The organism is Asticcacaulis sp. P4_H10, assembly GCF_056400965.1.
The window spans coordinates 18,795-31,549 of record NZ_JBFUKH010000007.1 but is presented as its reverse complement, the minus strand read 5'-3'; the positions used below and the strand labels follow the sequence as shown (position 1 = coordinate 31,549).

The window sequence follows — 12,755 nt, the reverse complement described above, 5'->3', positions numbered from 1 at the left end:
CTACCTGTTGCCGTAGCCACTTGCACACCTGTCCGCTCGCCGTCATTTCGGCAGGCCCGCAGGTAGGCGTGTCGAGCGCCGGACACAGGGACAGGCCTGCATCACAACATGTATATATATAGACATATCGACACGTCGTCTTGCGCGCGTGTTGAAAAGCCTGCGTGTCCACATGGCGGAATGACGAGGTGCGGGCGCCTCCGCGCGTTGGCTTGACGACATGTCACCGGGTCTACGTGTCGATGTATCAACGTCTCCGCAGGCCATCCCGCCATGTTTTCCACACACCAGCGGGCGGGCCGGTCAGATTATCCACAATCGGGCGGGCCAACCTGCCCGCATTTTAGTATTTCGTTAGTCATAGTCCTTTACCATTTGGCGTGTCCACACCTTGAACGGTCCTCAGGTCCGGTCGCTGGAAGGGAGTAAGTCTATGAAAACCCTGGCTATTGTTTCGCAGAAAGGCGGCGTCGGCAAGACGACCATCGCCGTTCATATCGCCGTCGCCGCAGCGTCCGCCGGTTACAGCGTCGCCATTATCGACCTCGATCCGCAGGCCACCGCCGCGCAATGGTCCGACTGGCGCAATGCCGGAAAAGGGGAGGGGGCTACCGAAAATCCGGTTGTCGTCGCCGCACCCCACGCCCGTCTGGCCGCCACGATCAAGGAAGCGGACAAGATGGGCGTCGATCTGGTGATCCTCGATTCGCCGCCGGCGGCCGACTCCGCCGCCGTCGCCGCCGCCAAGATGGCCGACCTGGTGCTCATTCCGACCCGCGCATCGGCCTTCGATCTGCACGCCATCAAGACTACGGCGGAGTTGGTTCGCGTCGCGCAAAAACCTGCCAGCGTGCTGCTGAATGCTGTGCCGGCGCGCGCCAATGCGCTCATCGAAGAGGTGGCGACCGTCATCCATTCGCTCAATCTCAACATCGCGCCGGTGTGTCTGGTCGATCGTGCAGCGCTGCGTCACGCTGTCATCAACGGCCAGACGGCGGCCGAATTCGAGCCTTTAGGCAAGGCTGCCGATGAGGTCCAGAAGCTCTACGCGTGGGTGTGTGGACGTCTCGACATGCCGACCTCTCCACAAAAGAAGACAATCGAACCGCTTAAAGGTGCCGCATGAGCAAGTCCAACGCCCGTCCGAGTTTAGCTGAACGCCTGGCCGCCGTCGCCGGCCCGCAGGTCCAGCCTTCCGCCATCATAGCCCGCGAGGCTGCCCCGGAACCGGCCACTGCCGTCCAGGCGCCGCGCATAAAGCCCAGGCCAATGGCCGTCGTATCTCAGCCAGTAGCTGAACAGACGCCAAAGGCACGCGACGGCAAGACAATGATCGCTGGCTATTTTAGTCCGCAGATGGCCAAGGCCGTCAAGCTTCTGGCTGTCGAACGCGACACGACGGTCCAGGCGCTGATAGGGGAGGGGCTGGATGCGATTCTTCACAAATATGGGAAGCATCCGATGGGTGAGCGTTAGGGCAGGGCGCTTGTAAAATGTAAATCGCGCGTTACTGTCAGAGCCAGTAAGAGGGCCGGGACGTGCAAAGATTTACATACTGCGGTGACAGCCATGGCAGCGGGCGCGTATGCATATATGCCGTATTTATCGCGCTAGGCATCTTCAGCGCGACGGCCAGCAACGCCGACACTAAACGGCGTGAAGCTGACAGGCCTGAACTATATCCACGCGAAGCCTACAAACAGGGAATTGAAGGCCAGGCTACGGTTGAGTGTACTATCACCAAGTCCTTCCAGCCTGGTGATTGCATCGTTCTTAGTGAAACCCCTCCGGGCATGGGGTTTGGCAAGGCGGCACTCTTAGCGGTAAAACGCGGCCGTTTTGACCCGACGAAGCCGGAAGCCATTGGAACGAAATACAAGGCAACATTCCGCTGGGATCTGCCAGACGAGTAACCGGCCTACCCGTCCACACACCGGACGTGTCCACACGCCCAACAATTGACTCCATCGCACGAAGGAATCATGACAGGCTGAATCGCTATGACCCGCCGTCGCGATCCGAACGCCGAACTCGACCTGTTTATTCCTCTGCTGCACGATGTGTCGCTGAAGGATCAGCGCGAGACTATGGAACGGCCGTTCTTCTCGCTCCAGAAGCGCAAGCGACTCAAGCCTATCGAATACAAATCCCCCGACGCAGAGGTCTGGGTCAAGGTCGAAGCCATGCCGGCCTATGGCATGGCGACCATCTGGGACGCCGACATTCTCATCTGGGCAGCGTCTGCCCTGGCGCGTATGAAGGCCCAGGGTGTGAACGATCTGCCCCGGACGCTGCGCACGACCACCTACGACCTCCTGCGCGCCATCAAGCGCGATACCGGCGGCAAGGCCTACCAAGAGCTCCAGGCAGCGCTCCAGAGGTTGGAAACGACCTCTATCCGCACATCCTTGCGCGCCCCGACCCGGCGGACCGAAGCGCAGTTCGGCTGGCTCGACGGCTGGACGCTGGAAATCGACCCGGCGACCGGCCAGCCGCGCGGCATGACCCTGACGTTGTCGAACTGGGTGTATGAGGGCATTGTCGGCGACCGGTCGCTGCTGACCATGCATGGCGATTACTTCCTGCTGACCGGTGGGCTGGAACGCTCGCTGTACCGCATCGCCCGCAAGCACGCCGGTGTGCAACCCGAAGGCTGGCTGTGCCGTATCGAGGTATTGCACACCAAGACCGGCTCCGACAGCCCGCCGAAAGAGTTCAATCGCATGCTCCGCAAGGTGGTTGAGCGCAATCAACTGCCGGAATACGACCTGAAACTGACCACGACCCAGGATGGTTCACCGGCCCTGTTCGTCATCAGCCGTATGGCCGCGCTGGAAGGGGCGGTGTCGGCCGAACTGGCGCACCTCAATGCTCGCGATGGTCTTCCGCCGCCGGCCAAGTCTCCAAAAATGGCGCGGAAAACCGCTGCAAAGCCCAAGGTGGGCATGAAAACAACCGCCCCTGCCTGATCTTCTGCTTACCGGCACGTCTGCGTCGATTTCGCTGGAAAAGGTCTGGCTATCGGGGGATCACACACCCTGTTCGCGGTCTGATCCCTTTGTTAACAAGGCTGAGGCGGACAGGTAGTGCCCCGAATCATCGGGGGATCACACACCGATTCGCCAAAGTGACGATGAAATGTCCCTGGTGCCGAACCTTCGGGGGATCGCACACTCACCCCATGGCACCGATTGCGGTGAAAAGCCGTGGAAAGACCCGTTCGAAAGGCATTTGGCAAATCATCGGGGGATCACACACCGTCAGCATGACGGTCACCCAGCGTACGGCTGTGGGCAAATTTGTGGATAACTCTCGTTACCTGCCCAAGGCCCTCGGGGTATTGCCCACCCTGCTATCGGGGGAACACCCGCCGGGCTCGCGGGGGAACACCCACCGAAACACGGGGTATCGCACACTGCGCCTCACAACAACACACTGAAAATAATAGTAAAAAAGGCAAATTAACCCGCCTTAACTTACTTAAGATTCTTATAAAAGACTCTTAATCAGGATGCGGTGTGTTGTTACGGGCTGGGCGCTTGCGAGCCCTGGCCTGATAGAAAGGCCGGGCCCGCGCTTAAACCGGGCGGAGAGGTGTGTATCCCGAGGGAATCACAATAAATGCGGCGGGTATTGACGCTGTTAAGAACTGGCCCTTAAGTTGCCGGCATATGCCGGAAGGGGACCGGTGGGCACTATCCTGCGGGGATTCCATCATCGTGTCAGTTTCCGGCCCTCAGGCAGCGGGTGTGCAGGCTCAGGCCGGCAATGCGCTGTCCGCTGCGCCACAGCCGGGACTAAGCCTCGATGAGGCCAGAAAGCTGATCCAGACAGTCAATGCCGACAAGGATCTTCAGGCTTCGTTCGCGCACACTCCCAAACCCGATCCCGCTGTCGCCGAGTTCTGGCGCAATCTGGCGGAGGGGTTTGCGAGATTCTTCAAGGGCGCCAGCGAGCTGTTCGCGCCGATCGCGCCGGTGCTGCCCTATCTTCTGTATGCGCTCGGCCTGGCCGTCATCCTGCTGCTGCTGTCGCCGGTCGTGCGGCTCTTCCTGACCACGCGCTTCGAACGGCTGATTGCGCGTGATCACCTGCGCGCCGACACGGCCTGGCGGCCGTCACGCGCGGCTGTCGTGGCCATATTGAGTGATATCGATGCCCTGGCAGGGGAGGGGCGTTACGACGAGGCCATCCACCTTCTGCTGGTACGTTCGGTGGCCGATATTAATGCCTTCCGGCCGGACATGGTGCGTCCGCACTATTCCTCACGCGACATCCTCACCCACCCTTTGTTGCCCGAAGCGGCCCGCCCCGCCTTCCGCAGCATCGTCGAGTGGGTGGAAAAGAGCTATTTCGCCGGGCTTTCCGTGGGCAAGGCCGGCTTTGACGCCTGTCGCCAGGCCTATGTCGACTTCGTTTCGGCAGAGGGGATCGCCTGATGCCCGGTTTTGCCCTGCCAAAGCTGGCCGTCCCCGACGCCCGGCGCTGGCTGCCGGCCGTGGCCCTGATCCTGTGCCTGTCGATGTTCGCCATGGTCGCCGTGGCCATGTTCTCGGTGGGGGCGGATCCGGAAAGTGGACCGTCATCCCTGCCGACCTCAACGGCGGCACAAGGCTACCAGGGCCTGAAGCGGCTGCTGCTACGCCGGGGACATGCTGTGGCCAGCAATCGCTTCGAAGATGGCGGGGAGGAGGCGCAACCCCTGCACAGCGATATCGAGGTCATTACCCTCAATCACGACGGTATGAAGGCGATACGGCGTGTGCGATCGTCGAAGCCGGCGTCTTCATCGTCATCGTCCGCCTCGGAGTCATCCTCGGCATCAGCGTCTTCCGAGGCAGACGAACAGGAAACGAAGGCCGACGTTCCGGAAAAACGCCGCGCCGACCATATTCTCTATAAGCCGCTGGGCAAGGTCGTCATCGTCGTCGCACCCAAGTGGGTGTCAGGACCCGCACGTGGCAAGCCGCGCTGGGGTGGCGATCCGCAACCCTATCCGGACCAGGTCCTGCGCCGCATGCTGATGGTCCTGTCGCCTGTCGCGTCAAGCCCGTCGCCGAATGTCGACTACAACGCAGATGATGAGAAGGCCCAGTGGGTCCGGACGACGGCTCCGGACGGCAAGGAGGTCTATGACGATGGCGAGAGCCTGCTGACCTATGATGCCCCGGCCTATGAGGTCCGGCATGCGCGCCTGACGGGGCCGATTACGGTGCAAGGCGCGGCGGGGCAGACGGTGTTTCACACACCGCTGGCGGTGGGTACCATTACCGATCTTCAGTCTATCACCGGCCCCAACCTGACGCCGGTCCTGGTCGGGCCCAATGGCGAGGCGCTGATATCAAAGGTGTCGGTCACGCAGGGCCGCGCGCAACCCATAGCCTCCGTCTATCTCATCAGCGATCCGGACCTGTTGAACAATCAGATAATGGCCGACCCCAGGAAGGTCGTCGCCGCACTGGGCATAGTCAGTGCGCTTGCGCCCGCCAAGGCGCGCCCGTCCGTGGTGTTCAACCTGACCTTCAACAACCTGTCGGTCGAACGCGACCTGCTGCACGCGCTCAGCCGTCCGCCCTATCTGGGTGTGTCCTTGAGCCTTATTCTGCTGGGCCTGGGCCTGACCTGGGCGGCGTTCAGCCGCTTTGGCCCGCCCTTGCCCGTGGCGGCAGGCCCGGCGCTGGGGCGTGGTGTGCGGGTTCTGGCCGATAATGCCGCGCGCATCATGGCTATTGCCGTCAAGGAATCCAAGCTCGGCCCCGCCTACGCCCAACTGGTTCGTGACGAAGTGCTGAAGGCGAGGGGACATCGCTTAAGCAACCTTCAGCAATCGCCCGACGAACTGGCCGACCGTATCGGCCGGCTTTACGGCGCTTCGGATACATACACAGACCTCAGGACAGGGGCCGACAAACTTCTCACCGTGCATCAGCTGATCGACTACGCGCGACGGCTGCATGGCTGGAAGGAACAGATTGGAAGATCGGAGATCGAACGTGCACATAAGTGACATCCATATCCTGGCCCAGAGGCTGCGCGACGAAATCGGCAAGGTCATTGTCGGCCAGAAGGACACGCTCGACCTCATGCTGACCGCCCTTTTCTCAGGCGGGCACATGCTGCTGGAAGGCCCGCCGGGCACGGCCAAGACCCTGCTGGCGCGGACCTTCGCCCAGTCGCTGTCCCTGCGCTACGGACGCATCCAGTTCACACCGGACATGCTGCCGGGCGACGTGCTGGGGTCGAACCTGTTCAACTTCCAGACGTCTGCCTTCTCATTGAGCAAGGGGCCGATCTTCTGCGATCTGCTCCTGGCCGACGAAATCAACCGGACCCCGCCCAAGACCCAGGCTGCCCTGCTGGAAGCCATGCAGGAGCGCCACGTGACGCTTGACGGTGTGCGTCATGACCTGGGCGTGCACTTCACGGTCATCGCCACCCAGAACCCGATCGAGCAGCAGGGCACCTATCCTCTGCCCGAAGCCCAGCTCGATCGCTTCCTGTTCAAGCATATCCTCGGCTATCCCAGCCAGGAGGAGGAGCGCCGGATCATCGAGACGTCCGGAAATGCTTCGGCATCGCCCGACCCGGCCAATGCCGGCGTGACCGCCGTGCTGACGGCGCAGGCCTTGACCGAGGCAATCGACACAGTGGCGGCTATCCGGCTCAATGACGCCAATCTCGATTATATCGTCGCGCTTATCCGGGCGACGCGTGAGACGGCGCAGCTGTCGGTGGGCGCATCGCCGCGCGCCGGCGCCCTGCTGGCCCGTGCGGCACGCGCCTATGCCGTGCTCGACGGTCGCGACTATGTGCTGCCCGATGACATCAAGACGCTCTACAGGCCCTGCATGCGTCACCGCGTCCTGTTGTCGCCCTCGGCCGAAATCGAAGGCCTGAATGTCGACGGCGTCCTGCAGACCCTGCTCGAAACCATCGATATCCCGCGGTGAGCATCTAGCCTTGTCCATCTCACCCACGACACGCCTGCTGGTTCTGCTCGGCCTCGGCCTGCCCGCCGCGATCGCGGTCGGCCTGTTCGCGCCACACGCCTGGCCGTGGGTGCCGGTCGTCCTTCTGGCGGTGTTCATCCTGGCCGTGCTGGATGGCGTCTTCGCGCCGGTAGGGCAGGGGTTGCAGATCGTCATGCGCCTGCCCCGGACGGTGGGGGTGGGCCGCACCATAAGTGTGCCGTTTTCCCTTCGCTTCATGCAGGCCCGGCAACCCACCCGTCTGGAGCTGCGGCTGGGTATGAACACCATACTGGCCGGTTCCAGATATGACCGGACGCTCGACAAGACCGAGGGTGGCTTCAGCGGACAGCTACATCTCGACGCGCGGACGCGTGGACGCGGGGACGTCGATACCGCCTGGGTGCGCTGGCAGGGTTATCTCGGTCTGGTCGATGTTCAGAAGACCCTGCGGATTGATGGTCACGTCATCGTCACCCCGGATCTGAAGGGCGTCGAGCAGGACGCGTCGGACCTGTTCTCGATGGACAATATCTACGGCGTCCGCATTCAGAACCAGCTGCACAACGGTTCCGAATACCATGCGCTGCGCGAATACGACGCCTCGCAGGACCATCGCCGCATCGACTGGCGATCGTCAGCCCGGCACATGAAGCTCTACAGCCGGGAATACCAGGCGGAACGCAACCACCATATCGTCCTGGTCTATGATACCGGCCGGTTAATGGGCGAACCGCTGCATGGTCTGAAGCGGCTCGACCGCGCCATATATGCCGGCCTGCTGCTGGGATACTGCGCGCTGCGGATAGGCGACAATATCCGCACCTTCGCCTTCTCGTCACGGCCCTATCATGCCGCGCCGATGATTTCGGGCACCAAGGCCTTCGAGATACTCAAGGGCCAGTTGTCGGCGCTCGAGGACAGTGAGGATGAATCGAACCATACGCTGGCGCTGGCCGATCTCAATGCCAAGGTGGCCAGGCGATCGCTGATCATCCTGTTCACCGACTTCATCGACGAAATCTCGGCCGACCTGATGCTGGAGGCACTGAACCGCCTGTCGAAGAAGCACCTCGTCATGTTCGTCGCCTTCAAGGACGAGGTCGTCGACGACCTGATCGCACGCCGGCCCGACCAGCCCGAAGACGTGACACGGGCCGTGTTCGCCAAGCGTCTGTCCTTGCAGCGCGATCGCGTCCTGACCCAACTGCGGCGCCAGGGTGTCGAGGTTCTGGAGGCGCCGACCGAAGGGTTGGCGACGGCCATCGTTACCAAATACCTGGCGCTGAAACGCGCCGACCGGTTGTAGGGGAGGGAGGCCATGGCTGATCCAAATACACCCAAGACGCCCTCTTCGAATTCCGGGCTCCAGCTCAAGAGCCAGAAGTTCCGCGAAGCGCGCGAGGGCGACTGGCGCGCGCTCAATTCCGCGCTCGACCGCGCTGAGCGCCAGGGGTTGGGCGGCTTTTCGATTGACGAGTTGCTGAACCTGCCGGTCCTCTATCGCCAGGCCATGTCGTCACTGAGCATGGCGATGGCGATTTCGCTCGACCGCAACATGGTGGTCTACCTGCAATCGCTCAGCGCCCGGGCCTATGTCTACATCTACGGACCCCATTCGCGCCTCAAGGATGTGCTGGCAGACTTTTTCGGCATGGCGTGGCCACAGACGATACGCAAGCTGACGGCCGAGCTGTGGCTGGCCTTCGCGGCGCTGACGGCGGGCATACTGATCGGCTGGCTGCTGTGCGCCAGCGACTCGAGCTGGTATGACGTCTTCGTACCCGTGGACCAAGCGGGTGGCCGCGATCTGTCGGCCTCGGCCCAGTCGCTGCGTGAGACCCTGGGCAGCGGGCCAAAAGACACGGCCTTATCGCCGTTTGCCGTCTTTCTCATGACGCACAATACCCAAGTGGCGATCATGGCGTTTGCCCTGGGCGCCATATTCGGGCTGCCGACCCTGATGCTGCTGATCCAGAACGGCATCAGCCTGGGGGCCATGCTGTGGCTGTTTGCGCGTAAAGGTCTGGGCTTCGAGTTCGGCGCCTGGCTGACCATTCATGGCACGACCGAGCTGTTCGCCATCATCATCGCCGGGGCGTGCGGCTTTCATATCGGCCGGCGGTTGATGTTCCCGGGCGAGGCGACACGCATGGCGGCCTTGAGCGAGGCTGGCCGCCGGACCGGCACGGTCATGATCGGCGTGGCCCTCATGCTGACCGTCGCGGGCTGCCTGGAAGGCATAGGCCGCCAGACCATAACCGACAGTTTCGTCCGCATCGCGATAGGTGCGGTCATGCTTGCCCTGTGGCTGGCCTATTTCCTTATGGTCGGCAGGAAGGCGAAGGCCGATGGCTGACAAACACACGGCCCGGCGCGACCTGATGAGCGATGCGCCCTACGGTGAGTATGGCCGCACGGCGACCGAAATCGTCACGCCCGAAGGGGTCGTCCTGCCATTCATCAATGCCAGCTTCGGCGAGCGTCTGGGCGCCCTTGTCATCGACCTGATCATCGTGGTCCTGGTGCCGATCCTGGTCTTCATCGCCTGGATCATCCTGCCGGGCGATCAGATGGGCAGCGAGACGACGGCATCGGCGATTTTCCAGATCGCCATTATCGCCCTGATGTTTTTTCTCCGCTCGGGCTATTTCATGTTCTTTGAAATGGGGCCCAAGGCGGCGACACCAGGTAAGCGCCTGATGAAGCTGAGAGTCATCGCCCACGATGGTGGACGCCTGACGCCGGCGGCGGTCTTCACCCGCAACGCCATGCGCGAGGTTGAGCTCTATCTGCCGCTGACGCTGGTTTTCGCCGGGATGGCTGCGCAGAATTCGCTGGGCTGGCTGGCCTTGATCTGGGCGCTTGGTGTGCTGCTGCTGCCTTTGTTCAATCGCCAGCACGCCCGGCTGGGCGACTATTTCGCCGGCACGCGTGTCGTGCACATGCCGCGGGCAAAGCTGAGCTACGACCTGGCCGACCTCGACGGCGACCGCCGGCTGGGGCTGACCTTCACGGCGGTGCAACTGGCCTATGGCGAGATGGAGCTGGGCGTTCTCGAGCAGGTGCTGCGGGAGCGGAAAGCCCCGGTGATGAAGGCTGTTGCCGACAAGATCAAAGCGCGCATCGGCTGGCAGGAGCCGAAAAATGCGGCTGACATTCCGCGCGATGAGGACTTCCTGCGCGCCTATTACAGCGCCCTGCGCGCCCACCTGGAAGCCCGTATGCTGCTGGGCCGGCGCCGCAAGGACAAGCACGATCCGGCGCTGACGTAACCTCTTAATTGAAGACTTCCGCGGTCGTTTCCGGCGTCAGCTTTTCGCGGGTTTCGCGCAGGCAGACATAGATGGCGGCGACCAGAACGGTGCCAAGGACACGAACCACGCCATCAACCGCTGCGTTGACCAGCATGTAGGGCATCATGGTCGCGCCCATGTTTGCGGGATCCGGCGTCGTGCCCGGGGTGAACATGAAAGGCATGGTCATCGAGCTGATCGTTCCGCCGATAGCCATGGCGCCGATACCCAAGACAATGAAGATCAACAGCAGCCACCAGCGACGGCCCTTGGTCAGCTCGAAGCTGCGCGAAATGCTGCCGGTAATACCGCGCGCCGGTTCGCCGACATAGACGGGAACGGCCACGCAGGTCGCCAGCGCCAGGAAGATGCCGGGAATGATAAAGGCAAGAAAGCCGAAGAATATCATGATGGCGACCAGGATGGAGATAACCAGCAGGGGCAGGATGTTGCGCAGGGCGTGACTGAAGATCGCGCCGATATCCATAGGCTTGCCAATGGCGCGCAATATGGTCACCTCGGTGATCATCGACAGGATGATCAGGTTCAGGACGAACAGCAGCAGGCCACTGCCGAAGGATATCCCTAAATTTGTGCCGCTGAGCAGGCCGAGATAGGCGTCTGTCGGGTTGGGAGCGCCTATAAGGCCACCGAGCATCGACGTCACGCCATAGGCCACGACGACAGACGGCAGGACGACGCCAATAAGTCCCAAGGCGGCAATGACGGCGAAGTTCTCACCCACAAGCCTGAAGAAGCGGCTGAATACGGTTCCAATGTCGAAGGCCGGCATGTCTGTCCCCTTTGCTGACGTGAAAGCGTAACATAGTTCGCCGGCGCGTCCAGCAGACAGGTACGCGGCTTTTTACGGCTTCTTTGGTTAATCGATGTAATTGTAGACTGAAGCCATAGTGATCCTTTGCCATGATATGGCTTTAAGGAGTTGGTCATGGGTATTGCACAAAGGATCGGACAGGGTATCCACAGCGCTGCGCTGGCAGCGTGTGGCGTTATTCTTTACCTACCGGCGGCCATCGGTCTTGCCGCTGCGGAACTGATGCGCCGTCCTGAACCTGACGATGACCGCTGGCGGTTCATATTGCCGGGAATGGCGCAGTGCCTTGGCCCCACGGCCAGAAAGGCCGACCTGTGGGCGCATATGAACCTGGCTCAGTACTTTTCACTGATCCCCGGTGCGACGGCGCTTGACAGCGACAACTGCGCCTTCAGTCGCCCCAGTTACGCCTGAACCGCCTCAATTTATACGCCGAATTCGGATTTTAGGGCGGCGACCAGGTCGATGTTCTCCCACGAGAAGCCGCCTTCGGCATCGGGCGTACGACCGAAGTGGCCATAGGCGGTTGTGCGCTCATAGATCGGGCGGTTGAGACCCAGGTGTAGGCGGATCGCTTTTGGCGTCAGGTCGCCTATCAATTCAGGCAGAATTTTCTCCAGTTTCTCGACGTCGACCTGGCTTGTGCCGTGTGTATCGACGTAGAAGGATAGGGGGCGCGCTACGCCAATCGCATAGGAGACCTGAAGCGTACACTTCTTGGCCAAGCCGGCCGCCACGACGTTCTTTGCCAGGTAGCGCAGGGCATACGCGGCTGAACGATCCACCTTGGTGGGGTCTTTGCCGGAAAATGCACCGCCACCGTGCGGAGCGGCGCCGCCGTAAGTATCGACAATGATCTTGCGGCCGGTCAGGCCGGCATCGCCGTCCGGGCCGCCGATGACAAAGTTGCCGGTTGGATTGACCAGCCATTCGGTATCCGCGCCCACCAGGCCTTGCGGCAGGACTTCGAGGGCGTAAGGCTTGATAATAGCTTCGACATCGGCAGGTGTCAGGCCGTCTTTGTGCTGATGCGAGACCAGGATTTTCAGAATCTTACTGGGAACGCCGTTTTCATACTGCACCGTTACCTGGCTCTTGGCGTCGGGCTCCAGGTTATGCTCCCCGCCGTGACGTGCTTCGGCTAGGCGGCGCAGAATGTTGTGCGACCATTGCAGCGGCGCGGGCGTCAGCTCGGCTGTCTCATCTGTGGCATAGCCAAACATGATGCCCTGGTCGCCAGCGCCCTCATCCTTATTGCTGCCGGCATCGACGCCCATGGCGATGTCCGCCGACTGGGCATGCAGGTGGCAGGCGTAATCTGCCATCGCCCAGTGGAAGCCCTTCTGCGCGTAGCCGATCTCCTTGACGGCGCGGCGAACCTTGTCTTCAAGGCCACCGATGATGTCGCTGATATGATCGTCGCTCGCCCGGACTTCGCCGGCAAGGACGATGCGATTGGTAGTGACAAGTGTCTCACAAGCGACGCGCGCCTCGGAATCGCGACTCAGGAAGGCGTCGACCACGACATCCGAAATGCGGTCGGCGACCTTGTCGGGGTGGCCTTCGGAAACACTTTCGGAGGTGAAGATATAGGATGGACGCATGGCGAAACCCTCGGCTGGACAGCTCATAACCATATAAAGATGTCTTTATATG

The 12,755-nt window shown here is 61.7% G+C and carries 13 protein-coding genes; 11 read left to right on the top strand and 2 right to left on the bottom strand.

Annotation, left to right across the window (positions count from 1 at the left end; all coding sequences use genetic code 11):
* Window positions 1-433: 433 nt before the first annotated feature.
* The 10 genes from AC1DON_RS13650 to AC1DON_RS13605 all read left to right on the top strand — a co-directional run bounded on the left by AC1DON_RS13650 (window position 434) and on the right by AC1DON_RS13605 (window position 10,243).
* On the top strand, window positions 434-1,126 hold the full coding sequence (locus tag AC1DON_RS13650; RefSeq protein WP_476935359.1) for an AAA family ATPase: 693 nt from the start codon (window positions 434-436) through the stop codon (window positions 1,124-1,126).
* On the top strand, window positions 1,123-1,476 hold the full coding sequence (locus AC1DON_RS13645) for a ribbon-helix-helix domain-containing protein (protein WP_476935358.1): 354 nt from the start codon (window positions 1,123-1,125) through the stop codon (window positions 1,474-1,476). Before AC1DON_RS13650 ends, AC1DON_RS13645 begins: the two co-directional genes overlap by 4 nt.
* 62 nt (window positions 1,477-1,538) lie before the next feature.
* On the top strand, window positions 1,539-1,913 hold the full coding sequence (locus AC1DON_RS13640; RefSeq protein ID WP_476935357.1) for an energy transducer TonB: 375 nt from the start codon (window positions 1,539-1,541) through the stop codon (window positions 1,911-1,913).
* An 87-nt stretch (window positions 1,914-2,000) separates the two neighbouring features.
* Window positions 2,001-2,969: a replication initiator protein A gene (locus tag AC1DON_RS13635; RefSeq protein WP_476935356.1), complete on the top strand. Its 969-nt coding sequence runs from the start codon at window positions 2,001-2,003 to the stop codon at window positions 2,967-2,969.
* Window positions 2,970-3,719: 750 nt separating this feature from the next.
* The gene (locus AC1DON_RS13630) at window positions 3,720-4,439 is read left to right on the top strand and encodes a hypothetical protein (protein ID WP_476935355.1); all 720 of its coding nucleotides are present in this window, start codon (window positions 3,720-3,722) and stop codon (window positions 4,437-4,439) included.
* Window positions 4,439-6,007, top strand: a complete 1,569-nt coding sequence (locus tag AC1DON_RS13625) for a hypothetical protein (protein ID WP_476935354.1) — start codon at window positions 4,439-4,441, stop codon at window positions 6,005-6,007. Before AC1DON_RS13630 ends, AC1DON_RS13625 begins: the two co-directional genes overlap by 1 nt.
* The gene (locus AC1DON_RS13620; protein ID WP_476935353.1) at window positions 5,994-6,950 is read left to right on the top strand and encodes an AAA family ATPase; all 957 of its coding nucleotides are present in this window, start codon (window positions 5,994-5,996) and stop codon (window positions 6,948-6,950) included. Before AC1DON_RS13625 ends, AC1DON_RS13620 begins: the two co-directional genes overlap by 14 nt.
* A gap of 10 nt (window positions 6,951-6,960) precedes the next feature.
* Window positions 6,961-8,277, top strand: a complete 1,317-nt coding sequence (locus AC1DON_RS13615; protein WP_476935352.1) for a DUF58 domain-containing protein — start codon at window positions 6,961-6,963, stop codon at window positions 8,275-8,277.
* Window positions 8,278-8,289: 12 nt separating this feature from the next.
* A complete protein-coding gene (locus tag AC1DON_RS13610) occupies window positions 8,290-9,327 on the top strand; it encodes a stage II sporulation protein M (protein ID WP_476935351.1) in 1,038 nt (345 codons plus the stop codon).
* On the top strand, window positions 9,320-10,243 hold the full coding sequence (locus AC1DON_RS13605; protein WP_476935350.1) for an RDD family protein: 924 nt from the start codon (window positions 9,320-9,322) through the stop codon (window positions 10,241-10,243). Before AC1DON_RS13610 ends, AC1DON_RS13605 begins: the two co-directional genes overlap by 8 nt.
* A gap of 4 nt (window positions 10,244-10,247) precedes the next feature.
* On the opposite strand, the gene AC1DON_RS13600 is transcribed toward AC1DON_RS13605, so the two are convergent.
* Window positions 10,248-11,057, bottom strand: coding sequence for a hypothetical protein (locus tag AC1DON_RS13600; protein WP_476935349.1), 810 nt, complete (start codon window positions 11,055-11,057; stop codon window positions 10,248-10,250).
* A gap of 156 nt (window positions 11,058-11,213) precedes the next feature.
* On the opposite strand from AC1DON_RS13600, the gene AC1DON_RS13595 reads away from it, so the two are divergent.
* Window positions 11,214-11,513, top strand: coding sequence for a hypothetical protein (locus AC1DON_RS13595; RefSeq protein WP_476935348.1), 300 nt, complete (start codon window positions 11,214-11,216; stop codon window positions 11,511-11,513).
* Between the two features lie 11 nt (window positions 11,514-11,524).
* Here AC1DON_RS13595 and metK read toward each other — a convergent pair whose 3' ends face one another.
* Window positions 11,525-12,703 (bottom strand): methionine adenosyltransferase, encoded by a 1,179-nt coding sequence (gene metK / locus AC1DON_RS13590; RefSeq protein ID WP_476935347.1) that lies wholly within the window; start codon window positions 12,701-12,703, stop codon window positions 11,525-11,527.
* Window positions 12,704-12,755 lie beyond the last annotated feature (52 nt).

What these genes read in the sequence shown, in the direction of transcription:
- AC1DON_RS13650 (WP_476935359.1), top strand. Translation starts at nt 434, where the DNA reads ATGAAAACCCTGGCTATTGTTTCGCAGAAAGGCGGCGTCGGCAAGACG.
- AC1DON_RS13645 (WP_476935358.1), top strand. Translation starts at nt 1,123, where the DNA reads ATGAGCAAGTCCAACGCCCGTCCGAGTTTAGCTGAACGCCTGGCCGCC.
- AC1DON_RS13635 (WP_476935356.1), top strand. Translation starts at nt 2,001, where the DNA reads ATGACCCGCCGTCGCGATCCGAACGCCGAACTCGACCTGTTTATTCCT.
- AC1DON_RS13625 (WP_476935354.1), top strand. Translation starts at nt 4,439, where the DNA reads ATGCCCGGTTTTGCCCTGCCAAAGCTGGCCGTCCCCGACGCCCGGCGC.
- AC1DON_RS13610 (WP_476935351.1), top strand. Translation starts at nt 8,290, where the DNA reads ATGGCTGATCCAAATACACCCAAGACGCCCTCTTCGAATTCCGGGCTC.
- AC1DON_RS13605 (WP_476935350.1), top strand. Translation starts at nt 9,320, where the DNA reads ATGGCTGACAAACACACGGCCCGGCGCGACCTGATGAGCGATGCGCCC.
- AC1DON_RS13600 (WP_476935349.1), bottom strand. Translation starts at nt 11,057, where the DNA reads ATGCCGGCCTTCGACATTGGAACCGTATTCAGCCGCTTCTTCAGGCTT.
- AC1DON_RS13595 (WP_476935348.1), top strand. Translation starts at nt 11,214, where the DNA reads ATGGGTATTGCACAAAGGATCGGACAGGGTATCCACAGCGCTGCGCTG.
- metK (WP_476935347.1), bottom strand. Translation starts at nt 12,703, where the DNA reads ATGCGTCCATCCTATATCTTCACCTCCGAAAGTGTTTCCGAAGGCCAC.